This is a genomic window from Mesorhizobium sp. GW821-FHT07A06 (genome assembly GCF_059419085.1).
Genome location: NZ_JBWKRC010000009.1, coordinates 59,276 through 82,078, shown reverse-complemented (window position 1 = coordinate 82,078; position 22,803 = coordinate 59,276). Strand labels below are relative to the sequence as shown.

The 22,803-nt window shown below is 61.9% G+C and carries 21 protein-coding genes and 1 pseudogene; 14 read left to right on the top strand and 8 right to left on the bottom strand.

From position 1 onward, the window contains the following. Nucleotides 1-35: 35 nt before the first annotated feature. Nucleotides 36-487, top strand: a pseudogene (locus AC07SZ_RS25260) (arginine deiminase family protein); the annotation flags it as partial. Between the two features lie 523 nt (nucleotides 488-1,010). Here the strand turns inward: AC07SZ_RS25260 and AC07SZ_RS25255 are convergent. The 5 genes from AC07SZ_RS25255 to AC07SZ_RS25235 all read right to left on the bottom strand — a co-directional run bounded on the left by AC07SZ_RS25255 (nucleotide 1,011) and on the right by AC07SZ_RS25235 (nucleotide 3,599). Then, on the bottom strand, nucleotides 1,011-1,184 hold the full coding sequence (locus AC07SZ_RS25255; RefSeq protein WP_171883328.1) for a hypothetical protein: 174 nt from the start codon (nucleotides 1,182-1,184) through the stop codon (nucleotides 1,011-1,013). 32 nt (nucleotides 1,185-1,216) lie between these two features. Then, nucleotides 1,217-2,344: a WD40 repeat domain-containing protein gene (locus AC07SZ_RS25250; RefSeq protein ID WP_494916345.1), complete on the bottom strand. Its 1,128-nt coding sequence runs from the start codon at nucleotides 2,342-2,344 to the stop codon at nucleotides 1,217-1,219. 12 nt (nucleotides 2,345-2,356) lie between these two features. Then, the gene (locus AC07SZ_RS25245) at nucleotides 2,357-2,680 is read right to left on the bottom strand and encodes a hypothetical protein (protein ID WP_056565051.1); all 324 of its coding nucleotides are present in this window, start codon (nucleotides 2,678-2,680) and stop codon (nucleotides 2,357-2,359) included. Next, on the bottom strand, nucleotides 2,677-3,150 hold the full coding sequence (locus AC07SZ_RS25240; protein WP_494916344.1) for a hypothetical protein: 474 nt from the start codon (nucleotides 3,148-3,150) through the stop codon (nucleotides 2,677-2,679). Before AC07SZ_RS25240 ends, AC07SZ_RS25245 begins: the two co-directional genes overlap by 4 nt. Before the next feature lie 245 nt (nucleotides 3,151-3,395). Continuing rightward, nucleotides 3,396-3,599, bottom strand: coding sequence for a hypothetical protein (locus AC07SZ_RS25235; protein ID WP_494916343.1), 204 nt, complete (start codon nucleotides 3,597-3,599; stop codon nucleotides 3,396-3,398). Between the two features lie 115 nt (nucleotides 3,600-3,714). Between AC07SZ_RS25235 and AC07SZ_RS25230 the strand changes: the two genes are divergently transcribed. From AC07SZ_RS25230 to AC07SZ_RS25195, 8 genes are all read left to right on the top strand, one after another. Beyond that, nucleotides 3,715-5,388 carry an aromatic/alkene/methane monooxygenase hydroxylase/oxygenase subunit alpha gene (locus AC07SZ_RS25230; RefSeq protein WP_196772366.1) on the top strand — a complete coding sequence of 558 codons (1,674 nt, stop codon included), beginning with the start codon at nucleotides 3,715-3,717 and terminating at the stop codon, nucleotides 5,386-5,388. Nucleotides 5,389-5,439: 51 nt separating this feature from the next. Further along, nucleotides 5,440-6,501, top strand: a complete 1,062-nt coding sequence (locus AC07SZ_RS25225) for an NADH:ubiquinone reductase (Na(+)-transporting) subunit F (RefSeq protein WP_494916342.1) — start codon at nucleotides 5,440-5,442, stop codon at nucleotides 6,499-6,501. 47 nt (nucleotides 6,502-6,548) lie between these two features. Beyond that, nucleotides 6,549-7,607, top strand: coding sequence for an aromatic/alkene monooxygenase hydroxylase subunit beta (locus tag AC07SZ_RS25220; protein ID WP_172374333.1), 1,059 nt, complete (start codon nucleotides 6,549-6,551; stop codon nucleotides 7,605-7,607). A gap of 17 nt (nucleotides 7,608-7,624) precedes the next feature. Beyond that, on the top strand, nucleotides 7,625-7,996 hold the full coding sequence (locus tag AC07SZ_RS25215; protein WP_056565037.1) for an MmoB/DmpM family protein: 372 nt from the start codon (nucleotides 7,625-7,627) through the stop codon (nucleotides 7,994-7,996). A gap of 75 nt (nucleotides 7,997-8,071) precedes the next feature. Beyond that, nucleotides 8,072-9,094, top strand: coding sequence for an amidohydrolase family protein (locus AC07SZ_RS25210; RefSeq protein ID WP_172351752.1), 1,023 nt, complete (start codon nucleotides 8,072-8,074; stop codon nucleotides 9,092-9,094). A 5-nt stretch (nucleotides 9,095-9,099) separates the two neighbouring features. Further along, a complete protein-coding gene (locus AC07SZ_RS25205) occupies nucleotides 9,100-9,897 on the top strand; it encodes an iron-sulfur cluster assembly protein (RefSeq protein ID WP_056565031.1) in 798 nt (265 codons plus the stop codon). 77 nt (nucleotides 9,898-9,974) lie between these two features. Continuing rightward, nucleotides 9,975-11,606: a molecular chaperone GroEL gene (locus AC07SZ_RS25200; RefSeq protein WP_056565029.1), complete on the top strand. Its 1,632-nt coding sequence runs from the start codon at nucleotides 9,975-9,977 to the stop codon at nucleotides 11,604-11,606. 37 nt (nucleotides 11,607-11,643) lie between these two features. Next, nucleotides 11,644-12,687, top strand: a complete 1,044-nt coding sequence (locus tag AC07SZ_RS25195; protein ID WP_027045789.1) for an NAD(P)-dependent alcohol dehydrogenase — start codon at nucleotides 11,644-11,646, stop codon at nucleotides 12,685-12,687. Between the two features lie 107 nt (nucleotides 12,688-12,794). Here the strand turns inward: AC07SZ_RS25195 and AC07SZ_RS25190 are convergent, their stop codons facing one another. Next, complete coding sequence (locus AC07SZ_RS25190; RefSeq protein WP_056565027.1) at nucleotides 12,795-14,873, bottom strand: sigma-54-dependent Fis family transcriptional regulator; 2,079 nt, start codon at nucleotides 14,871-14,873, stop codon at nucleotides 12,795-12,797. A gap of 86 nt (nucleotides 14,874-14,959) precedes the next feature. Then, a complete protein-coding gene (locus AC07SZ_RS25185) occupies nucleotides 14,960-15,433 on the bottom strand; it encodes a hypothetical protein (RefSeq protein ID WP_056565782.1) in 474 nt (157 codons plus the stop codon). Nucleotides 15,434-15,829: 396 nt separating this feature from the next. Here AC07SZ_RS25185 and AC07SZ_RS25180 point away from each other — a divergent pair, with 396 nt between their 5' ends. From AC07SZ_RS25180 to AC07SZ_RS25165, 4 genes are all read left to right on the top strand, one after another. Then, nucleotides 15,830-18,379, top strand: a complete 2,550-nt coding sequence (locus AC07SZ_RS25180; RefSeq protein ID WP_494916341.1) for a caspase family protein — start codon at nucleotides 15,830-15,832, stop codon at nucleotides 18,377-18,379. Nucleotides 18,380-18,396: 17 nt separating this feature from the next. Continuing rightward, nucleotides 18,397-18,723, top strand: coding sequence for a hypothetical protein (locus AC07SZ_RS25175; protein WP_494916340.1), 327 nt, complete (start codon nucleotides 18,397-18,399; stop codon nucleotides 18,721-18,723). A 202-nt stretch (nucleotides 18,724-18,925) separates the two neighbouring features. Beyond that, the gene (locus AC07SZ_RS25170) at nucleotides 18,926-20,026 is read left to right on the top strand and encodes an OmpA family protein (RefSeq protein WP_494916339.1); all 1,101 of its coding nucleotides are present in this window, start codon (nucleotides 18,926-18,928) and stop codon (nucleotides 20,024-20,026) included. Between the two features lie 7 nt (nucleotides 20,027-20,033). Further along, the gene (locus AC07SZ_RS25165; protein WP_494916337.1) at nucleotides 20,034-21,272 is read left to right on the top strand and encodes a caspase family protein; all 1,239 of its coding nucleotides are present in this window, start codon (nucleotides 20,034-20,036) and stop codon (nucleotides 21,270-21,272) included. A 44-nt stretch (nucleotides 21,273-21,316) separates the two neighbouring features. On the opposite strand, the gene AC07SZ_RS25160 is transcribed toward AC07SZ_RS25165, so the two are convergent. Beyond that, entirely contained in the window at nucleotides 21,317-21,853 is a 537-nt protein-coding gene (locus tag AC07SZ_RS25160; RefSeq protein WP_244493917.1) for a DUF6931 family protein, read from the bottom strand. A gap of 231 nt (nucleotides 21,854-22,084) precedes the next feature. Here AC07SZ_RS25160 and AC07SZ_RS25155 point away from each other — a divergent pair, with 231 nt between their 5' ends. After that, nucleotides 22,085-22,621: an OmpA family protein gene (locus tag AC07SZ_RS25155; protein ID WP_494916336.1), complete on the top strand. Its 537-nt coding sequence runs from the start codon at nucleotides 22,085-22,087 to the stop codon at nucleotides 22,619-22,621. Nucleotides 22,622-22,803: the final 182 nt, after the last annotated feature.

The following is a 22,803-nucleotide window of genomic DNA, read 5'->3' as shown; positions in this document are numbered from 1 at the left end:
GTCTTGGATCATCGGATAGACCGAGCGCATCTGACGTGGCAGCAATTCCCATGCTACGCGCGGCGATGCACCTCGACACGGTGTTCACCTTGCCGATCATGACTGTGTCCTGCTGTATACGGACATCGTCGATGGCATCGATGCATTCTCCTATCGCCCCGACGGGAAGGGCGGCGTCGAACTCCACAAGGACAAGGGCAGTTTCGTCGAGACGGTGCGTGATGCGCTTGGTCTCAAAAGGATGCGCGTCGTTGAAACCAGCGGCAACGACTACATGCGTGAGCGCGCCCAGTGGGACAGCGGCGCCGACCTTGTCTGTGCCTCGCCAGGCGTGGTGTTCGCCTATGATCGCAATACCTACACCAACACGCTGCTTCGCAAGGAAGGCATCGAGGTCATCACCATCACCGGTGCCGAGCTCAGGCGTGGACGTGGAGGTGGTCACTGCATGACCCGCCCGATCATCCGCGACGTCGTCGATTATTGACCGTCAAGGATCAAGACGCGGACGTTGTTGAGCCGGTCGAGGTGGGAACATGGCCCAACTCGACACTCCCGGTGCGCAAGAGGCCGCGGCGGCATCCTGTCAACCCATAAGTGCGCGGGCCTTTATCGGGCGGCTTCTGGCGCGCTTACGATTCCACCGTTTCGGGCTTGGGCTGGAGCGCAGGTGAATCAGAGACCGGGCACACATTTTTTGGACTTCCCGCTCATGCGTCGCCTGTTGAAATAGTAAGTAATTCAAGATGATAGCTCTAACTCAGAGCCATAAAATCGTTCGGAGAATAAAGAAGGCGCAAGATTGCTGAAGCTTGAAGCCTATAAAAACCGCGCTCGATGACCACGCTTCGGCAAGCCGTCCGATCGTCCGGGACTGGTCGACGTCACTGCCCTGACCTTCGCTTTCCCCGGCTGGGGCGGTTCACCATTTGACGGAAACGGCAAACTGCTCCAGCTATTTGTTTTTACGCAATTCCCTGGGAAGCCATTCACGCTTTCCTGTAATTGCTCTAGTTGGTCTTTAGCTTGCCGACGCGGTTCTCGGCGATCCAGCGGGCGGCCAGTACCAGCGCGCCCATGCTGAAATCCTTGCCATGCTTGGCCACCATTTCTTCCGACAGATTGGCAAGCCGTTCGAAAAAATCGTCCTTGCTTTTGTCCTCTGCGGTGAGTTCGGTCTGCATTTCATCCTCCTGTGTCATGCGGACAGCGTCCGCTATTTGAACATCTGCGCGGGGAAGGTGACGATCGCGGCGGTGCCGTCGACGGCGCCTATCGCCAGATGTCGACCATCGCCCGACCAGGCAAGCGCGGTTACCGCGCTGCCCAGCGGCCTGACGAGGAGCTCGTCACGCATGCCGACCTGGGCGACGGTGATGCGGCCATTGGCGTAGCCGGCCGCGATCAGCTTCTTTTCCGGGTGTGCCGCCACCACCTCGACCAGGACCAGCCCGGCACGACCCGTTTCCAATGCACCCGAGGTTTCGCCACCAACCGGCGGGGCTGTCATCGACCAGCCGGCGATCCGGAACGCGCCCGAGGCAAACAGCGCATTTGCCGGCGAGCTCCAGCACACGGTCCGAACAGGCGAGGGGAATCCCTCGACGATGTCAGCTTGGCCACCGGCGATGCTGACCAGGCCAAGGCCTCCTGTCTCCAGCCCGCAGGCCAGCCACGTGCCGTCACGATTCCATCGGATCGACACCGGGCGTGCCGGGAGGGAAACATCGCGTATCAGGGCCGCGTCGTCTTCGATCGCCCAGATCGACAGCCCCTCGCCAAGGCCCAAGGCAAGGCGCCGGCCGCCTGGCGAGAAGGCAAGGCAATCCGTCGACGATTTCACATCGCGTTCCAGTCGCGTGGTGCCGCTTTCGCTCTGCGAGAGGAAGACATCATGCCCGTTGCTGACGGCTGTCGTGCCAGCCCTTGCGCTGTGGTCGATCGCGACGATCGGCCCGTCTATTCTGATCAGGGGATTCGCGACTTCACCGCCGGCGCTCAGATGCAGCACCTCGCCGCTGGCCGCGCCAACCAGAAAGCCGGAATGCGGATGGGTGGCGAGCGGGACATCGCCCTCCGCGAATGCCGCCGTGGCAATCAATGGCAATGGGGGCTTTTCCCGGGGGCGGATCGTCGTCTGGCCGAGATCGTTGCTCACCCGGATCCGCGCTTCCGGCGGCTCGTTGTCCGCGACCGCGGCAATGGCGACGGTTCCGTCCACCGAAGTGAAAGCGATAGCAGATCCGTCGGCGCTGAAGCGCAGTTCCGCGATCGCCGACGGTCGTTGCCAGGTGCGCGCCAAGAGGTCGAACAAGGTCAGCTTCTGCATCGTCTGCTGGTTCATGCTGTCTCTCCATCAGTCCTTGTTCGTCGTTGCGGCAAGCCGGCGATCAACGTCATCGACATCATCTTCGGCCGCGACAATGCGTTGCTCGCACGCCGCGCATGCCTGCATGATTGCCGCCGCGCTCTGCTCTGCGTCATGCAAGTCCCGCACCAGTTGCGCACTGGCCCCACTTCTGCCGATTTCCAGCTCCAGGCGCAGCACGTCCATTTCGATGCCGGCGCGCTTCTGGTTCAGCCGCAACGCTTCCGCGGTGAGAGCGGAGACGCTGGCGACAAGATCGAGTCGGCGCGCAAGCAGCGCGCCACGCCTGGCTGTTTCGGATCCCTTGGTCATTTTTCCCTCCCCAAAGGCCCGGCTGGTTTTTCGAAAGCCGAGAGCAATCTGGGCAGCGTGCCGGCCTGCGACTGGAACTGCTTTTCGGCCGTTTCGATATGGCTTTTGAGTTGGTCCCAGATGTCCACGCGGATCATCGACGTCGTGTCGCCCGTCAAGCGCTCGATCTCCTCGACACGGAACTGACGCGTCAGCGAAACACCTGAAAACACGAAGTCCCGCAACAGGATCGCATGGCTTTCTATGAACAGATGGACCATCGGATGCGTCTCCGAGGTGACGCCGCCGGCGGTGAGTTCGGCCCGGATGAAGTCCTGGAAATGGGCCTGCAGGCGGTGCTGGCTCTCGCCCATGAAACGCATGACGAAGACCAGGTCGCGGGGCATCAGCTTGACAAGATCGCCGGCGATGCCGTCGGCATGGCTGGACATCGGTCCGGGCGGCCCGTTTCTGTCTTCATCGTTCGGCATGGTCTTTCTCCAGCGCGAAGCCCGTCGATGGGCTGTGGCTTTCAAATAATAGAGAAAGACGAATAATTAAACAGGTGATGTTGATTTTGATATTTGCTGCAATTGCTAACTAAATATGTTGCGAGTGCGAATATACACGCCAAATATTACAGCCGTAAGTTACAGGTGTAAAGAAACGTTACATTCGAATTCGGGGTTGCGCGCCGAAGGGGTCGCGATCTTGTTTTCAGTCCCGGCCATGAGTGCTATTCCGGAACTGGCACGCTGCTTGCTTTGCTCATTTTCATAAGAAGCCCATCGCGCTTGGCGCGGTGCCAAAAGAACGAAGGAACGGAGGAAGCAGAGACGCATTCCGCTTCGATACGCCCACCGCACATGCGGTTGGCGCCGCGGGTTTCTGCAAACGCCTCGAGAACCTTTGCCGCGATCCACTTGAATGGCTGGACCATGAGTCGCGCCTCGATGCGCGACCCCTTGTCATGCCGTTCGCACTCTCACTGGCGGCGTTTTGTGCCGCTTCATGCCGGGGTCAAGGGACCCGCGGCTCAAACCTGGTGGAGGCTTATGACCATGACGTCTCTGACGCTCAACAAGATTACCTCGCAGCGCGGAATCTCCGTCGGCGAGGCGACCAAGAAGATTGCCGACCTCGGCTGGAATCCTTCCTACGTGCAGGAAGCGATGACGTTTCCGACCGACTACAAGATCAACAAGACGCCGCGCGACCCGATGAAACAGGTTTTGCGGTCCTATTTCCCGATGCAGGAAGAGAAGGACAACCGCGTCTATGGAGCGCTCGACGCGGCATTGCGCGGCGACATGTTCCGCAACGTCGAACCGCGCTGGGTCGAGTGGATGAAGCTCTTCCTGGCCATCATTCCCTTCCCGGAAATCTCCGCCGCCCGATCGATGGCGATGGTTGCCCGCATCGCGCCCGGCGAGGAACTCAGAACCGGCTTCACCATGCAGATGATCGACGAGTTCCGTCACTCGACGATCCAGATGAATCTGAAGAAATGGTACATGGAGAACTACATCGATCCGGCCGGCTTCGACATCACCGAGGAAGCCTTCGGAAAGTGCTATGCCACCACCATCGGCCGGCAGTTCGCCGAAGGCTTCATCACCGGTGACACGATGACCGCCGCCTGCATGTACCTGACCGTGGTGGCCGAGACCGCCTTCACCAACACACTGTTCGTCGCCATGCCTTCGGAGGCCGCCCGCAACGGTGACTACGCCCTGCCGACCGTCTTCCTGTCGGTGCAGTCCGACGAGAGCCGGCATATCGGCAATGGCCATTCGCTGCTGATGGCGGCGCTCAAGGAGCCTGAGAACCATCTGCTGCTTGAACGCGACCTGCGCTACGCCTTCTGGCAGAACCACGCGATCGTCGATGCCGCCATCGGCACCTTCATCGAATACGGCACCACCAACCGCGACAAGAACAAGGAGTCCTACGCGGAAATGTGGCACCGCTGGATCTATGAGGACTACTATCGCACCTACATGCTGCCGCTTGAGAAATACGGCATCAAGGTCCATCACGACGACGTCCAGGCGGCTTGGGAGCGCATCACCAAGAAGAACTACGTCCACAAGGTCGGGCAGTTCTTCGCGGTCGGCTGGCCCGTCAATTTCTGGCGCATCGAGGCCCAGACCGACAAGGACTTCGAGTGGTTCGAGCACAAGTATCCGGGCTGGTACGCCGAATTCGGCGACTTCTGGAAATGGTACGCCAAGCTCAGCCACAAGGGCGAGAAGGTGCTGCTGTTCAACAGCGACGTCGGCTACGTCTATCCGCACCGCTGCTGGTCCTGCCTCGTCCCCTGCCTGATCCGCGAGGACATGGTGGTCGGCGAGATCAACGGCGAACTCTACACATTCGCTCACGAGCTCGACCGCTGGACCACGATGGTCGCCTTCAACGACGAGTATGAGGGCCGTCCGACGCCGGCGATGGGCCGCTTCAGCGGCAAGCGCGAGTGGGAGACGCTCTATGACGGCTGGGACCTGGCTGATGCCATCAAGGACCTGAACTTCGTCCGCTCCGACGGCAAGACGCTGGTTCCACAACCGCATCTGCGCTTCGACGACAAGGAGATGTGGACGCTTGACGATGTGCGCGGCAACACGCTCGGATCGCCGCTCAACGCCCTGCGTGCCATGTCGCCCGCGGACCGTGAGAAGCATCTGGCCGAATACCGGGCCGGCTTCACCATCAATCCCTGCAACTGATCAGGCCAGGGGGCGGGTTCGTCCCGCCCCTTGCTTTCACTGGAGGTCCGTATGTCGGAAACCCACACGGTCAGGCTCAGCCCAGTCGGTGTCGAGTTCGATGTCGAGAATGGCGAAACGGTGCTCAACGCCGCGTTTCGTCAGGGCATCGCGCTGCCGCACGGCTGCAAGGAAGGGCAGTGCTCGGCCTGCAAAAGCGTGTTGCTCGAAGGCGAAGTCGACATGCTGAAATATTCGACCTTCGCGCTGAACGACATGGAGAAGGAAAGCGGGCACGTCCTGTTGTGCCGTTGCATCGCCTACTCCGACCTGGAAGTCGAGCTTCTCAACTACGACGAGGAGATTCTGGCGAAGGCGATTGCCGTTAAAACGTACAAGGGCCGGATTGCTCGCATCGAGCAGCTGACCCACGACATTCGCGGCATCGAGATCGAACTCGGCTCGCCGATGAAGTTTTGGGCGGGGCAATATGTCGACATCACGGTTACCACGCAAAAAGGGGAGACGATTACGCGCTCGTTCTCCATGGCAAATACGCCGGACCAAACCCAAAAACTCTCCTTCATCATCAAAAAATACCCCGAAGGAAAGTTCTCGGGAGAACTCGATTCCGGAGGCATCAGGGCCGGAGCCGAAGTCACCGTCGTCGGACCCTACGGAACCTGCTTCCGCCGCAACGAACGGCAAGGACCACTGATCCTGGTCGGGGCCGGATCGGGCATGTCGCCGATCTGGTCGATCCTCAACGACCACCTGAAGAGCGGCGAGAAACGTCCGGTCTATTTCTTCTACGGCGCCCGCACCCGCAGCGACCTGTTCTATCTCGACAGGATCGCCGAGCTGGTCGGCAATCATTCCGACGTCACCTTCATTCCCGTGCTGTCGCACGCCAATGACGACGCCGAATGGCAAGGCGAGCGTGGCTTCGTGCACCAGAGTGTCGATGCCAAGCTCAAGCAACTGGCGGTCGACGGGCAGGGCGATGTCCATGCCTGCGGCCCGCCGCCGATGATCGATGCGCTGCAGCCGGTGCTGTTCATGAACGGCTTCGAGACCGAGCGGATCTTCTTCGACAAGTTCACCACATCGGCAGGCGCAACGTCGGCCCATTGAGGGCGGTCGTGCCAAGCCAACCACAACTGCAACAAGGGAGAGAGACTATGCCTGCAACCTCGAGTTCAGTCGGTTCCGGAGCCGCTGGTGCCGCGATCTTCGCCGACTCCGACAGCCGGAAATACCGGTACTTCGAGCCGAAAGGCCAGCGTGCCACACACTACGAGGACATGACGGTCGACGTTCAGCCCGATCCGGAACGCTACCTGATCCAGGACTGGATCATCTCCTTCGCCGACGGCAAGGGCGCCTATGTCAAGCAGAACACCGCCGCCCAGAGCTCCAACTGGCATGCCTTCCGCGCCCCTGACCAGGAGTGGGAGCGCACGCACTACCAGCGCCAGTCGAAGATCGAGACGATGGTGCAGAGCGTCATCAACAATGCCCGCAAGTCGGGTGCGCCGAAGACCTTCGACAAGGCCTGGGTCAAGATCCTGCAGACGCAGCTCGGCGCCTGGAAACATGCCGAATTCGGGCTCGGCACCTCGCTGATGCAGGCGCAGCGTTACGGCTACACCCAGATGATCAACAACGCGACGCTGACCAACTCGTCCTACAAGCTGCGGCTTGCCCAGGATATCACGCTCTACCTTGCCGAGATCGGCATGGACCTGCCGGGCTGGGACGACGAACTCGGCAAGAAGGCCTGGCTCGAGGACAAGAACTGGCAGGGCACGCGCGAAGCGATCGAGACCATCATGGGCGCGACCGATTATCTCGAGCAGTATTTCGCCATCAACATCGTCTTCGAGCCGCTGGTTGGCGAGGCGTTCCGCTCCGGTTTCCTGATGCAGATCGCCGCCGCCAACCATGACTTCATTACGCCCGCGGTGATCTCGGCGGCCGAGGCGGACTACGAGCGCAACCTCGCCAACACGATCGACCTGATCCACATGCTCGCCAACGACGAGAAATACGGCGCGGCGAACAAGAAGCTCTTCCAGGGCTGGGTCAAGAAGCACGGCGCACTCGCCGACAAGGCAGCCACCGGCCTGCAGCCGATCTGGTCGATGCCGCATTCCAAGCCCGTCGCATTCGTCGATGTCCGTGCCAAATCCGAGGAGCGGATTGGCCAGATCCTCGGCGAACTCGGCCTCAAGCGCTGAAACAGGAGAAAATCGTCATGTCACTATCTGCACGCGACGCAACGCATTCCAACATCTTCAAGGCGATGAAGGATATCACCTTCGAGCAGACGATTTCGCATCAGTGCGGCGTCACCATGAACGACTCGGTCGAGGCACGCGCCATCGCCGAATTCATGGGTCAGAAGCCTGGGGTGACCATCACTTATCAGCCGGCACTGATCCGCATCGACGGCGACGGCAAGCTGATCTTCAAGATGGACGCGATCGGCGAATATCTCGGCCGCGAGATGTCGGCCGAGACCTTCGAGGTCAATACCTCCACCCATTACGGCCGCATGGTTCGGGTCGACGACAACACCGTGATCCTGTTCGGCAACATGGACGAGATGTTCGAATACATCGAATAGCCATCGCCAAAAAATCCGGCGCGCCGCCGGGTGCGGCGCGCCCAACCCATCAACGCGATTGCTGCGGAGGAAAACATGTACAGAACACCGGAAGGCAAGGACATCTTCATAGTCGACGGCCACACCCATTTCTGGGACGGCAGCCCGGAAAACCAGAAGAACATCCACGGCAAGCAGTTCATCGAGTGCTTCTATGCCTACCACACGGGCTTGAGTCCGAAGGAGCAGCTGTGGGAGAAGAGCAAGTTCGAGAAATACAGCGCCGATGATCTCTATCGCGACCTGTTCATCGACGGTCCCGACGATGTGGCGATCGTCCAGTCGACCTATCTCAAGGACTTCTACAAGAACGGCTTCAACACGATCGAGCGCAATGCCGAGGTGGCCAAGCGCTATCCCGAGCGGTTCATCGTCAACGGCGCCTTCGATCCGCGCGATGGCGAGAAGGCGCTGGAATACATCCACTTCCTCAAGGAGACCTACAACGTCAAGGGCGTGAAGATGTACACGGCCGAGTGGAACGGCGCCTCCAAGGGCTGGAAGCTCACCGATCCCGATGCCTACAAATGCTTCGAGCTCTGCGACAAGCTCGGCATCAGGAACATCCACGTCCACAAGGGCCCGACGATCCTGCCGCTCTCGAAGGATGCGTTCGACGTTCATGACGTCGACCATGCGGCGACGGATTTCCAGGGCCTCAACTGGATCATCGAGCATTGCGGCCTGCCGCGCCTCGACGATTTCTGCTGGATCGCGACGCAGGAAACCAACGTCTATGGCGGCTTGGCGGTGGCACTGCCCTTCATCCACGCACGCCCGCGCTATTTCGGCGAGGTCATCGCCGAGCTTCTGTTCTGGCTCGGGCCGGAGAAGATCCTGTTCGGCTCGGACTACGCGATCTGGACGCCGCGCTGGCTGGTCGAGAAATTCTGGGCCTACCAGATCCCGCAGGACATCGCCGCCGAACGGGGCGTGCAGCTGACCGACGAGATCAAGGAGAAGATCCTCGGCCTCAACGCGGCTCGTCTCTACAACATCGATATCGAAGCCAAGAAGAAGGCGCTCGCCAGCTCGCCCTTCAGCATCGCGGCGGAGTAGGGGCCATGGCAACCGCCACCGTTTCCGGCGACCGCCAGAAGGAACTCTGGCGGCGCCTTGGGGAGGTCAATGACCCTGAACTCGACGAACCCATCACCGAGATGGGTTTCGTTGAGCGGGGCGAGGTGAAGGGCGATGGCAGCGTGGAGATAGATTTCCGGCTGCCAACCTACTGGTGCTCGCCCAACTTCGCGTTCCTGATGCTGGACGGTGTGCGCAAGGCACTCGACCAGCTTTCCTGGTCACCGGCCTATCGCGTCAAGCTGCACGATCACATGTTCGCCGAAGAGGTCAATCGCGGCATGGAGGCCGGCAAGGCGTTCGGCGACATCTTCGCCGTGCTTGCCGAGGATCAGGATCTCGGCGCCTTGCGCGAAACCTTCGCGATGAAGGCCTTCAAGCGGCGACAGGAGGCACTTCTGCGCGGCCTCAAGGCGCACGGTCTCACCGATCGCGAAATCCTCGGCATGGACCTGCCGGCATATGACGTCGCGCGTTTCGAGCCGGGCGAGGCAGCCAAACAGAAGCCGAGATACCGGGCGGCCCTGCTCGAGCGTTTTCCCGGCCGCAGGGCGGACGAACCCGTCTTCGTGACCTGGGAAGGGCGACCCGTACCGCCTGCCGCGCTCAGCGCCTACCTCGCCGAATTGCGCGGTGTGCGCATCAACATGGAGTTCAACGGCGCGCTGTGCCGGGGACTCAAGCAGACCAGGTACAAGGAACTGGATGTGGTCGACGGCGAACCAACGTTGGTCGATTTCATCATGGATCGCGTTCCGGTGCGAGTCGCACCAACCGCCTGAAGCAGAGCCGACAGCAACGGCCTCCCTTGCACGAGGCCCCTAACCAACAACCCCCCCGTAAGGCGGAAGGAGGAACCATGCCCAAGATAATGCTTCATAATTCCGAAGCCCGCCGCGCTCTCGCCCGTGGCGTCTTCCGGCTCGCCGCCGCCGTCGAGCCGACGCTCGGCCCCAAAGGCATGAACGCCATGATCGACCGGCCGATCGGCACGCCGATGGTGACCCGCGACGGTGTCAGCATCGCCTCCGAGATCGAGCTGCACGACCGTTTCGAAAACATGGGCGCGCAAGTCGTCCGCGAAGTATCGATGCAGACCAACGAGGTCGCCGGCGATGGCACCACGACGGCCATCGTGCTCGCCAATGCGCTGATCCAGGGCGGCGTCGAAGCGAACGAGCGCGGGGTGAAATCCGTCGATCTGTGCAAGGGCATCGACCTTGCCGTGGCGGCGGTGGTCGCCGCGCTCAAGACTTCCGCCAAACCCGCCAAGGGCAACGGTATCCTGGCGTCGGTCGCCAACATCGCGGCGACCAACGCCAAGCTTGGCGCCCTGGTGGCGGAGGCGCATCAGCGGGTGGGTGCCGAAGGCGTCATCACCACCGATTTCAGCGTTACCACCGAGACCACGCTCGACGTCGTCGAAGGCATGTCCTTCGAACGCGGCTATCTCTCGCATCACATGGTGACCGATCAGGAGAAGATGGAGGCGGTTCTCGATCGGCCCTACATCCTGATGACCGACCTCAAGATCAAGGAGCCGGGACAGCTCGATGCGGTTCGCCGCATTGCCAACGAGAATGGCCGGCCTTTGCTGATCGTATCGGAGGAGATGTCGCCGGAAGTGGTGGTGACGCTGCTCGGCAAGCAGGGGCCGGGACGATACCTCGTCGTTCATCCGCCGGAATATGGCCATTGGCGCAAGGCGATGATGGAGGATCTGGCCATCATCACCGGCGGCAAGGTGATCGCGCGCGATCTCGGCGGCCGGCTCGAGGATGTCACCGCCGAGGATCTCGGCACCGCCGACCGGGTGAAGACCAGTTCGTCCTACACCTCGATCATTCGCGGCGGCGGCGACCATGCGGCGATCGCCTCGCGCCGCGCTCAGGTCCAGCGGCAGTATGAAGCCTCGCAGCCGAACATCGACCAGGACAAGCTGCGCGAACGCCTGGCCAAGCTCTCGGGCGGCACCGCGATCCTCTATGCCGGCGGCGTCACGCCGGTCGAGCAGAAGCGGACCATCCAGCTGATCGAGGATTCCTTGAATGCGGTGCGCGCCGCATCCGAAGAGGGTGTGGTCGCCGGCGGCGGCTCGGCACTCGCACAGATCGCGCCGTTGCTCGACAAGGTGGCGGCCGGGGTCGACGGCGACGTCGCCGAGGGCGTGCGCCTGGTGCGCTCGGTCCTGACGCGACCGCTCTGGCGCATCGCCGCCAATGCCGGCGCCGATCCCGAAGCCGTGGTGATCGAGGTCACACGCATCAACGGCGGCTACGGCTACAACGCATCGACCGGCGCCTATCAGAACATGTTCGAGGCAGGGATCATCGATCCGGTTCGTGTCACCTACACCGCGCTCGCCAACGCGGCGTCGGTGGCGACGCTGATCCTGACCACCGAGACGCTGATTGGCGACCTCGCCGAGGATGAGGATCCGACGGCCGGTCCGGCGCGTGGCGGCGGCTCGGAAAAGCTCGGCCGCGCCTGAAGCAATCCAGACAATCTCGACGTTGAAGGATACGACCATGAAAGCTGCCAGACTCTACGAATACGACCCGAAGATGAACGTCCAGCTCAAGATCGAGGAGGTCAAGGCGCCGACAATCACCGCGCCCGACGAGGTGATCGTACGGGTCGGCGCCGCCGGTCTCTGTCGCACCGACCTGCACATCATCGAGGGTGTTTGGAAGCCGACCATGGACCCCGAGGGCACGCTTTTGCCCTACATCATGGGTCACGAAAATGCCGGCTGGGTCGAAGAGGTCGGCAGCGGCGTCAAATCGGTCAAGCGCGGCGATGCGGTGATCTGCCATCCTTTCCGCTCATGCGGCATCTGCCTCAACTGTCGCCATGGCGAGGACATGTATTGCGACAACGGTCAATTCCCCGGCCTTGGCATGAATGGCGGCTTCGCCGAATACTTCATCACCAGCGAACGCTCGCTGATCAAGCTCAACGCCAACATCACGCCGATCGAGGTGGCGCCGCTGGCCGATGCCGGCATCACCGCCTACCGCGCCGCCAAACGCGCCGCCAAGCTGCTACGGCCGGGGAGTTACTGCGTGCTGCTCGGCATAGGCGGGCTCGGCCACATCGCGCTGCAATCGCTGCACGCGATCTCGGGTTGCCGCATCATCGCCGTCGATCGAGAACCGGCGGCACGGGTGCTGGCCAAGGATCTCGGTGCCGACTTCATCCTTGATGGCGGGCCAAACGTCGTCGAGGAGGTCAGCCAGATCACCGGCGGCGGCGCGCATGTGGTCATTGACTTCGTCGGCGAACTCGGCGTCGAGAACATCTGCTGGAAGATGGTGCGCAAGGGCGGACAATTGTTTGTCGTCGGCTATGGCGGCAACATCAATGTGCCGACCGCGCATCTCGTCATCGAGGAGATCAACATCGGCGGCAGCCTGGTCGGCAATTTCACCGAGCTTGTCGAACTGATGGAACTCAACGCCGACGGCAAGGTGAAGATGCACTACACCGAATACAATCTCGCCAGCATCAACACCGCACTCGACGATTTCAAGAACCGGCGGTTCACCGGGCGCGGCGTCATCGTTCCCTGACGCCCGGCCGGAATGCGGGCGCAGGCCAGTCGCCAGTCCGATCCATCAGCCGCAATTCCCCCAACCCCATGGCGCGAATGCCGTGGGGTTCTTCTTTTTGCTGCGTGTCAGAGGAACCCGCGCCGGATGCCGTACTGGCCGAGCTTGCGATAGAGCGTCGGCCGCGAAATGCCGAGCCTCAGCGCAACCTTGCTGAGATTGCCGCTCTCCGCGACAAGCGCATTCTTGATCGCCTGGCGTTCGGCATCCTCGAAGGTGCATACAGGTGCTTCGAGCATGGTCGCGGGATGGTCGCCATGCATGGCTATTGCGTCGCGATTGCCCGCACTGATTTCCCCGGGAAGGTCCTGGAGTTCGATCGTGCCGCCGCGCGCCAGTATATGCAGGCGCTCGACCAGGTTCTTCAATTCGCGCACATTTCCCGGCCAGCGATAGGCCAGCAGCGCGTCGAGGGCGTCGTTTGAAAACTCCAGCGGGTCGTTGCCCGCCAGCTTCGCGATCCGCCGGTTGAAATGCTCGACCAGCAGCAGAACGTCGTCGCCGCGTTCACGCAACGCCGGCACATGGATCGAAACCGCGCCGATGCGGTAATAGAGATCGCTGCGGAAGCGCCCGGCCGCCACTTCCTGCTTGAGGTCGCGGTTGGTCGAGGCGACCAGCCGCACATCCACCGGCCGGCCCCTGGAATCGCCGATGCGGTGGACGACACGTTCTTCCAGGACACGCAACAGGAAGGGCTGGATCTCGAGCGGCAACTCGCCGATTTCGTCAAGGCTGAGCACGCCGCCATTGGCGAGTTCGAAGATGCCCGGCTTGCCCTCGCGCGAAGCTCCGGTGAAGGCGCCGCCGACGTGACCGAACAATTCGCTGCCGAACAGTTCCTTGGTGATCGCGCCACAGTTCATGGCAATGAAAGGGTCGTTTTCGGTGCGTCGGCTGCCGGCATGGACAAGCCGGGCAAACAGCTCTTTTCCGACGCCCGTTTCGCCTTCTATCAGCAACGAGGTGACACCGTTCGAGCCGGCCACCCGGGAGGCGACATCGACGGCAGCCAGCAATTTCTCGCTTTCGCCGACGATCATCGCCGCGGCTGTCCGCAGATGCTTGTTTTCTTCTCGGCGGATCACCGTCATGCTCGAGACGGCCGGCACCGATGGAAACACCAGGGCCGCGCCACGAAGATCGCCGTCAAGCTTCAGCGGTGTGACATGGCAGGATCGCAGATGCGCCGGCAGCGCGTTGGCGAGATCGCTGTCGGAGCCGGAGGCCGGCAGGTTCATCAGCCATCGACCACGCCCCGGTTCCATCGGGCCGTCCATCATCTCTGTCGTGTCGCCATTGGGCACGTTGTTGCAGAAGATCGCGCGGCCGCGATGATCGACAATCACCAACCCATCTTTGCGGCGGTAGCTGGGTGCCGAGGAAATGAAGGCTTCGAGTAGGCGCGTGCGCTGTTCCTGCTGCTGTTCGGCCAGGGCCTTTTCGATCTGCCTGGCGGTGGCCGCGACCAGCGCCGTGTTGTGCGGCCGGAAGATCGGCGAATAGCCCGACAGGTCGACAACGCCGATGATCTTGCCGTCCAGGGGATCGCGGATCGGCGCGCCGGCGCAGGTCCAGGATTTGATGCCGGCGCAGAAATGTTCGGCGGCATGGACGAAAATCGGCTCTCCAGTCCACAGCGCGGTGCCGATGCCATTGGTTCCAACGGCATCCTCGTTCCATTTGCCGCCGATGCCCAGATGAATGTCCTGGCCGTTATGCAGGGTCTTCTTGTCGCCGATCGCGTCGATGAGCACGCCGTCGCTGTCGGCGAGCACCAGCATGGCTCCCGTCCCCTCCAGCAACGGGCCAAGGGAGGCAAACGATCGCCGCGCCGCCGAAAGCAGCTCGGCGTTGGCGCGGGTCAGATATTCGATCTCGTCACGGTCGCTGGAGAGCGGTGCCTCGATGCCTTGAGCGTCGATGCCGCCGGTGGCGCTGCGATACCAGGAATCGTGGATCAGCGAGCGGACATGGACCGGATCGCGGGCGCACTTCGGCGCGTCAGCCAGAAAACTTTCCCAGGCGCGCATGGTGGCGCGCTCGTCATAGTCGACGTTGTCCAGAACCAACTGTCCGGTGGCCATCGACGCACGCGCCGGAATAGCCTTTGTCTTCATCTGATTGGGGCCGTTCGCGTGTCTCATTCAGCCATCACAGTACCTTTTGAGGTATGCCATTTCTGTATGCTGTCGCGGATTGGGCATGCTCAGCGACGCCCAACAGCCTGCCGTCAGTCGATGCCGAGTTTCGCGCCGATATCGGCTGCAAGCTGCTCCTCGGTGTAAGTCGCGGTCAGCCGGGACCCGTCCAACTCGGTGAGCGCCTCGCCGATGGCTTCGTCGACCGGCGAGAAAAAGCCGTTCTGCTTTGTTCCCAGAACGAAGATCTGCTCTCCATCCCGATTGCGGATATCGCCTATATGATGCAGCTGGCGGCCGGTATTCTGGTCCTTGGAGATCACACGGCCATTCATGGTGACGCGGATGGACGGCTTGGCCTCGGCCACGGTGGCCGCGCCGCCGCCAACGTGGATGATCAGGCCTTCAGCCTTGGGTTGCTGGCGTGGCTTCCTGGAAGCCGAATAGCCGCCGCCGCTGATCTGGTCGGCAAGTCGAACGATGGTCGAGCGGTTCTGCTCGATCAGCCGCTTGACCTGAACATCCTCGCGACGCGGGCCGTCCCGCTTGGAGATGATCTCGACCATGAATCCTCCCAGATTCGTCAGCTTGGCGGTGCCGCAGGTACGGTCATTTTTATGTGCGGCGAAGCCTACACTGCCATCGTCAGATGCGCCATTCACAATAGGTAGCGCCGAAATTCGCGTCGGTGGTAGCAGGTGGCTGCTACACCATTACCTGCCGTATCTGCTGTTTCAAAAAAAGGTGAGCCGGACAGCTGGCCGAGCGGTTCGACACTCATTGCGAATGGTTCGGTCGTGAGGTAGTTTACACATTCGGATGAGGAAGGTGCCAGCTGCGGCGACGGGTTTCCGGTCTTGTTTCTGTCCCTGTCGCTGCGGATTGTGAGTTCTTCAACAGATCTTGATGCCACAATCTGGGGAGCTTGTGGTCGTCAGGTCGCGGCGGTTGAGGCAGTTGCCATGCTCCGGCTTTGCGGATTGATCGCGGTCGTCCTTGTCGCGGCCCTTACAAGTTTCGATGCGTCGGCCGATCGAAGGGTGGCCCTGGTGATCGGCAATTCCCAGTACCGGGAAATCCCTGCTCTCAAGAACCCCGACAAGGATGCCGAGGACGTATCCAAGACGTTTCGGCTGGCCGGCTTCGAAGTGTTCGTCGCCAAGGATCTCACAAAGTTGCAGTTCGAGAAGCAGTTCCGCAACTACCTCGCGGCGGCGGATGGCGCCGATCTGTCCGTCGTCTACTATTCCGGCCATGGCTTTCAGATCGGCGGCGAGAATTTCCTGATCCCCGTCGATGCCTCGCTAAAGAATGCGGCCGACATAGAGGTCCAGGCGGTCAAGCTGGACGATGTCCTGCAGCAATTGCGCGCGAAATCGAAGATCCAGGTGATCATCCTCGATGCCTGTCGCAACAACCCGTTTCCGCGCAAGGATTATTGGTTGAGGGATCAGCTGATCACGGCGGGCAATACCGGTCTTGCTCAGGTCAAAAGCTCGCTCAACACACTGATTGCCTTTGCCACCGAGCCAGGAGCGGTCGCTTATGATGGAGCGGGAGACCTCAGCCCGTTTTCATCCGCATTCTCGCATCGCGCGCTGGCGCCCAACCAGGAGATACGCACGGTCATGGCCGCGGTGCGCCGCGATGTGGTCGAGGCCACCGACGGCAAGCAGGTTCCCTGGGAGAATTCGTCGCTCATCGACGAGGTTGTCCTGATGCGCCGCGCCAGCCGACCTTCGCTGCCGCCGGTTCTCGAAAAAGTCGTGCCCTCGGGTGTCGGACCTGTTGCCCTGGATCTGCCGGAACCGGTCGATGTCGATGGCGGATCGATCACGGTCAGCATCGAAAGGCCGCCCGCGCTTGGACGCCTGCTGCTGGACGGCAAGGCTGTCGCGGTCGGCGAACAGATCGAGGGCAGGGACCTGCCGCGCCTGAAGATGGATGTGCCCAAGGGCGTCGGTGCGCCCGAAGAGGTCGACATGCTGGCCTACGCCACGCATGACAATTGGGGCGGTCAGGCCCAGGGCATCATGGTGTTCCGCGTCAAGGACGGCCAGGGCGCCGAGGGCGAACAGATCGTGGCCTCGCTCGATACGGAGCAGAAGCAGCAGGTGCTGGAGCGGGGCATCCACATCACCGGCGCCGCCGAGGCGATCGAAGACCGCGAGATCAGCGTTCCGGTCGGTGTCGGCCCGGTTCCGCTGAAGCTGGACTTCCCGACCCGGGATCCTGCGGTCAGCCTGAAACTCGCGAGCTACCCGGCAACGGGAACCCTGTCCCTGCCGGACCGTGCTCTGTCGCCAGAGTCGAGCCTGATGGCGGATGAGGTCGACCTGCTGCGCTACGAACCCCAGATTGGTGCTGCCGGTGCTGTCGAGGTCGGCTTCGAGATCCGGGCCGACAGCAGCTCCTCAAAGCCCGCCACGATGAAACTGTCGCCAAGCGTCGATCCGTGCGACCAGGCCGCCGGCGAGCCTCTCGATCTGCAAGGCGTGGTTCCCGGCCTGCTGCCGAATGAAATTGGCGCCGAGGCGGTCAAGGCCTGCGAGGCGGCGGTGAAGGCCTATCCCGATGTCGCCCGCTTCCGCTACGAGCTGGGCCGGGCGCTGCTTGCGGCCGGCAAGGTCGAGGACGCCAAGAAAGCGATCCAGGCGGCAGCCGATAAAGGCCACGTTCGCGCGGTGTTCGAGCTGGGCTACCTCAATGCGACGGGAACGGGAATGCCCGTCGACCGCAAGCAGGCCAATAGCTTCTACGCCGCCGCGTCCGACAAGGGCGATCCTTACGGGATGACGTCCTGGGGCCGTGCATTGTTCAATGGCTATGGTGTCGAGCGCGATACCGGCAAGGGGCTGGACCTGCTGCTCAAGGCGGCAGCCATGGGCCATACCTACGCGATGAACGATCTCGCCGCGATCTTCACGGAGGGCCGTAATGGCGTGCCTGCGGATCCGTCCCGCGCCGTGGCTTTTCTGAAAGCTGGCGTGGAGCGGCAGGACATGTATTCGATGAATCTGCTCGGCCGTAACTATTTGGCCGGCGTGGGCGTCGGCAAGGATCCCAGGCAGGCGCAAGGGCTTTTCCAGCAGGCCATGGATCTCGGCCAGCCTTATGCTCCGGCTAGCCTCGCCCGCATGTATCGCGACGGTGTCGGTGTAGGACGAAACCTCGATGAAGCGCAACGACTGTTCGAGCTGGCCACCGCTCGCGGCGATCAATCCGGTGCGTATGATCGCGCCGCGCTCGAGATGCAGAAGGGCGACAAGGCTGACCAGGCGAAAGCGGTGCGTTATCTGGCCTTCGCGGTCGCACTTGATCTTCGCAAGGAACTGCCGGGCGCCCAGACGGCGCTGACAAAATTCGGGGCGAAAACAAAAGCCGCGGCGCTCAAGCAGTTGCGCGGCGAACTCAAGTCGAAGATCCCGGCGAACGGTTCGCTGGACGACCAACTGGTCAAGGCAGCCAGAGCGGTTTGGGAGCAAGCCAACCCGCGACGGGACTTGTTTTGACGCACAAGGAGGTAACTGTGGGCAGGGCAGTGAAGCAGGCATTGATTGCGGCAGTTCTATCCGGTGCCCTTGCGGCGCTAACGGGCTGCATGTCCGTCGCGCCCAAGGCCGAATCGACGGTGACGACGACGAAACATAGGCCGAAGCTGGTTCGCACGACGTCCACGCCAAAGATCGGCCAGCAGAAGAAGGTCACCGCCAAGAAGGTGATCAAGCCGGTTGAGGAATCCATTGTTTCCCCGCCTGTCGTTCCTACGGCGGGTGGAGGCGGCGGCGCTGGCGGAAGCGGCGGAGGCAGCAGTGGTGGAGGCAGCAGCAGCGGCGGAGGCGGCTGGGGAGGTTGAGCAAGCCTCGAGATTTTGGTCGTAGCCGACTCCCGTACCGTTTTCACAGAGGCTTAGTTTACGGCCTGCACGAATGCGGCAGTTCCTGGCCGATTTTCCGGTAGTATCGGGATTCTCGGGAGTTGCTCGCCAACCAGCCGCAAGTGCTCTATGCTCGCGATTGGTGTCGTGTCGATACGGTTGTCCTGGGCAGGGGCGTTCCATGTTCGAAGTCGTCGCATTCCGGTGGAAAACGGGGTCTGGGAACCTCACCCTAAGGGCTCTTGGCCTGGTCGTGGCTTTCTCCGGGCTGCTGCTGTTCGGATCGCAAGCGTCAGGCGCCGCGCCGAACTGGACGCTCGATCCCACCGCTTCGGTGATCACATACCAGTCGGTCAAGAAGAACACGATCGTCGAGACCAACAAGATCAGGAACATCACCGGCACACTGAGTTCGGCGGGTGATGCCAAGGTCACGTTCGACCTCAATTCGGTCGATACCGGCGTCGATCTGCGCAATGTCCGCATGCGCTTCCTGTTCTTCGAGACATTCAAATACCCGACCGCCGAGCTTACGGCGAAGGTGGATCCTGCCGCATTCGGCGACCTCGCGACAAAGCGCAGGGTGAAGGCAACGCTGCCCTTCCGCCTCAATCTGCACGGCGTCGACAAGGACCTCGAGGCCAGTGTCGTCGTCACCATGATCAGCGACACCATGGTGTCGGTTGCCTCGGAAGCTCCGGTCGCGGTCCATGTCGAGGATTTCGGCCTGTTGCCGAACATCGACAAGCTGCAGCAGGCCGCCAACGTCACCAACATCGTGCCAACCGCGTCGGTATCGTTCGATTTCGTCTTTACCGCGGACGGCAGCAAGCCGGCCGCCACCCAGGTCGCCGCGGCGAGTTCGGCCGATGTGGGTCCGGTTGCCACGGATGCCGCCAAGGCGAACTTCAGCGACGAGGAATGCCTGAACAGGTTCGCCGTGCTCTCGCGCACCGGCGCCATATATTTCCGGCCTGCCAGCGCGCGGCTCGACGCGAAAAGCCGTCCCTTGCTGACCGAGGTTGAAGGCGTCGTCGGAAAATGCCCGAGCCTGAAGGTCGAGGTCTCCGGTTATACCGATTCAGACGGATCGCCGGAGGCGAACAAGCTGTTGTCGGAGCGCCGGGCCCAGGCGGTTGCGGATGCGTTGGTTGCCGCCGGCATTCCACGCAACCAGGTCAGTTCCACGGGCTACGGCGAGGAGCGGCCGGTTGCCGCCAACGATACCCCCAAGAACAAGGCGCTCAATCGGCGGATCGAGTTTTCCGCCACCAAGCTTTGAGGTCGCGGTGAAGTCCGATCCGATCGCCCGTTGCGGTGGCTTCTTTCGCGCCGCCTGTCTTGCGGCGCTCGCCTTGCTGTTGAGTTTGACGGGCGCCAGCGCCGAGCGCCGCGTGGCGCTTGTCCTCGGCAACGCCCAGTACCAGCACGCGGCGGCGCTCGCCAATCCGGTGCGCGACGCCCAGGTCATGGCCGAACGCTTGAAGAAGCTCGACTTCGAGGTCGTTTCCGGTTTCGACGAAACCAAATTGCAGACGCAGGCGACGATCGCCCAGTTCGCAAAACAGGTGCGTGGTGCCGACATCGCGCTCTTTTTCTATGCCGGGCACGGCTTGCAGGTTTCCGGCAAGAACTACCTGCTTCCGGTCGACGCCGCGCTGGAGGACGAGACCTCTCTCGACTTCGAGGCTGTGTCGGTTGATTTCGTTTTGCGACAGATGTCGCGGGAGACCAGCATCAGGCTGGTATTTCTCGACGCCTGCCGCGACAATCCTCTTGCCGAGGCGCTGGCCAAGACCGCGGGCGTCAACGGTGCGAGCAGCGGCCTGGCCGAGATTCCGATCGAGAATGGAGGCGCCGGCACGCTCGTCGCCTTCGCCGCCAGCCCCAACCAACTCGCCTATGACGGGTCGGGCGAGCACTCGCCCTTCACAGCGGCATTGCTTCAGCACATCGGCGAATCCAACGTCTCCATCACCGAGGCCATGAACAGGGTCACCAGCGACGTCTTCAAGGCAACAGCCGGCAAGCAGCGTCCCTGGATCAACGTTTCGCTGACCACGGAGGTCGTCCTGCACAAGGTCGATCTCAATGCGCCATTGATCGTTGGCGAGGCGAGCGCGCCTCAGGCGGAAAGCGGCTCCGAAGCGCGCAACACCGGCGCGGCGGCGAACCAGGGCGATGACCAGCTTGCGCTTGATGCGCTGCGTCGGAAAATCCCCAAACTGGCGTCGGATGCCCCGATCCTTTTCGACCATCCGATCGACTTCGGCGATGCGGCGATCGACGGCAAGAGCATCGCCGAACTGATCAAGGGCAAGCCGCTTTTCAGCCCGGTGGAGGGGTTGGACAAGTCGGTCTGGGAGGGCAAGCACTGCGACGGTTGCCACGAATGGAACGAGGCCCGGCTGTGCGATCAGGCGAAGAATTTTGCCTCCAACGATGTCTCGGTGCTGCGCCTGCAACATCCGCTGGGCACACGCTTCAAGGTGGCGCTTGCCAAATGGGCGCAGGGCGGCTGCAAATAGGCAGGAAAGTGGCGGCTCCAGTCGATTCCGCCGGGATGGCGGCCTTAATAGGCATCCGCCGATTGGCGCAACGCCTCGATCTCGGCCATCTGGATGCCCATGTCGACAAATGCCGAAAGCACGGCAAACCGGTCCGTGAGAGCGACACGGGCCAGTCCGGCCAGTATCCCCGCATTGACTGCATGGGCGGCAGGAAATGGTTGCAAGGCCGCCATCTCGGTCGTGGCCATGGCCGAGCCGCTGTCACGCCATCCGGCGGCGAGAGCGATCCAGCCGACCGGCGTTGTCGGTGGTGCGGCCGCGGCTGTGCCGACGGCTGCTCGATGGCGGGGATTGTCCGGTTCACCCACCCAGTCGCGAACATGCGCAAGCAGTTCTTGATCGGTTCCATCGAACAGGTCGGTCAAGTGGCTCAGGCATTCATGCGCCCACCAGACCGCGGCCCGCTCGGGAAGCAGGTAGGCACAAAAGGTGATCGCTTCCTCGGGAACGCGTCCGGCAAGGAGGTCGCGGCAAAATGCGATCGAGTCCTGTTCGGTTGGAGGTGTTCCCATGTCCCTGGCAATGGCGGGACAAGCCATGAAAAGATCCCGTGCCGTCTTGAATCGAAGCCCATTGGCCATGACCGCCACGCTTTCATCGAGAAGCCCTGGCCACTCAAGCCTCAGGCGCGGCGCGGGTCAAGTCTGAACCTCTGACGCCGCGGGACCCGTCGGCACTATCGTGCTCCAGCGTTTATCGACAGACAATTGCCTTGCGATTTGATATCATCACGATCGTCGAAATCGGATGCTCAAACAGGAGTAACCGCTATGCAGTGGGGCAGTACAGCCTTTGTGTTGGCGGTCGTGTTTTTCTCGACCCACGCTTCCGCCGATCCCGTTCAGAAATCAGAAGACATCGTGAAGTTTTTTGCCGGCGCGGCCGATCTAGGCAAGTCGCGCGGAATTTGTGTCGGCACCGAGGAGGAGTGCAAAAGCAAGAGCAAGGCGAAGGACGGGCCGGCCGAAAAATCCAGCCTCGATATGCTGATCAATTTCGGATTGGATTCGGCCGCGCTCGATACCACAGCGCGCGCTGAACTCGACGAGTTCGCCAAGGCTCTCAAGGACAGCAGGCTGAGCACCTTCAGCTTCGTCGTCGAAGGCTACACCGACGCCACCGGCACTGTGCATTACAACGAAGGCTTGTCACAACGACGAGCACAATCGGTGGCAGCCTTCCTGAAGGCCAAGGGGATTGAGGCAGCCCGCATTGACGCCATTGGCATGGGCGAAAAGAATCCACGCAGCCCCAACCCTTACGATCCGGTCAACCGCCGCGTGGAAATGCGGATAAAGACGCAGTAGCGCGCACCGGTCGCTGGTTGAGCGCGCCACCCCCGGCCACACGGCGCCGAAGGTCAGTGCCCTTGGCGGGAAGTCGTTGTTGCGCCCGGGTGGCGGGATCATCCCGCCGCACGGCCGCGGTTGCGCCACTTCTCAACGACCTGCAGGGCGTATGTGATCTTGACCGCAATCCCATGATGGGA

Bases quoted from the DNA above. Each gene is read 5' to 3' on its own strand.
- AC07SZ_RS25190 (WP_056565027.1), bottom strand. From the start codon at position 14,873: ATGAGACACGCGAACGGCCCCAATCAGATGAAGACAAAGGCTATTCCG.
- AC07SZ_RS25155 (WP_494916336.1), top strand. From the start codon at position 22,085: ATGCAGTGGGGCAGTACAGCCTTTGTGTTGGCGGTCGTGTTTTTCTCG.
- AC07SZ_RS25170 (WP_494916339.1), top strand. From the start codon at position 18,926: ATGTTCGAAGTCGTCGCATTCCGGTGGAAAACGGGGTCTGGGAACCTC.
- AC07SZ_RS25230 (WP_196772366.1), top strand. From the start codon at position 3,715: ATGACCATGACGTCTCTGACGCTCAACAAGATTACCTCGCAGCGCGGA.
- AC07SZ_RS25225 (WP_494916342.1), top strand. From the start codon at position 5,440: ATGTCGGAAACCCACACGGTCAGGCTCAGCCCAGTCGGTGTCGAGTTC.
- AC07SZ_RS25180 (WP_494916341.1), top strand. From the start codon at position 15,830: ATGCTCCGGCTTTGCGGATTGATCGCGGTCGTCCTTGTCGCGGCCCTT.
- AC07SZ_RS25245 (WP_056565051.1), bottom strand. From the start codon at position 2,680: ATGACCAAGGGATCCGAAACAGCCAGGCGTGGCGCGCTGCTTGCGCGC.
- AC07SZ_RS25210 (WP_172351752.1), top strand. From the start codon at position 8,072: ATGTACAGAACACCGGAAGGCAAGGACATCTTCATAGTCGACGGCCAC.
- AC07SZ_RS25160 (WP_244493917.1), bottom strand. From the start codon at position 21,853: ATGGCTTGTCCCGCCATTGCCAGGGACATGGGAACACCTCCAACCGAA.
- AC07SZ_RS25240 (WP_494916344.1), bottom strand. From the start codon at position 3,150: ATGCCGAACGATGAAGACAGAAACGGGCCGCCCGGACCGATGTCCAGC.
- AC07SZ_RS25195 (WP_027045789.1), top strand. From the start codon at position 11,644: ATGAAAGCTGCCAGACTCTACGAATACGACCCGAAGATGAACGTCCAG.
- AC07SZ_RS25220 (WP_172374333.1), top strand. From the start codon at position 6,549: ATGCCTGCAACCTCGAGTTCAGTCGGTTCCGGAGCCGCTGGTGCCGCG.
- AC07SZ_RS25215 (WP_056565037.1), top strand. From the start codon at position 7,625: ATGTCACTATCTGCACGCGACGCAACGCATTCCAACATCTTCAAGGCG.
- AC07SZ_RS25255 (WP_171883328.1), bottom strand. From the start codon at position 1,184: ATGCAGACCGAACTCACCGCAGAGGACAAAAGCAAGGACGATTTTTTC.
- AC07SZ_RS25250 (WP_494916345.1), bottom strand. From the start codon at position 2,344: ATGAACCAGCAGACGATGCAGAAGCTGACCTTGTTCGACCTCTTGGCG.
- AC07SZ_RS25185 (WP_056565782.1), bottom strand. From the start codon at position 15,433: ATGGTCGAGATCATCTCCAAGCGGGACGGCCCGCGTCGCGAGGATGTT.
- AC07SZ_RS25205 (WP_056565031.1), top strand. From the start codon at position 9,100: ATGGCAACCGCCACCGTTTCCGGCGACCGCCAGAAGGAACTCTGGCGG.
- AC07SZ_RS25235 (WP_494916343.1), bottom strand. From the start codon at position 3,599: ATGGTCCAGCCATTCAAGTGGATCGCGGCAAAGGTTCTCGAGGCGTTT.
- AC07SZ_RS25200 (WP_056565029.1), top strand. From the start codon at position 9,975: ATGCCCAAGATAATGCTTCATAATTCCGAAGCCCGCCGCGCTCTCGCC.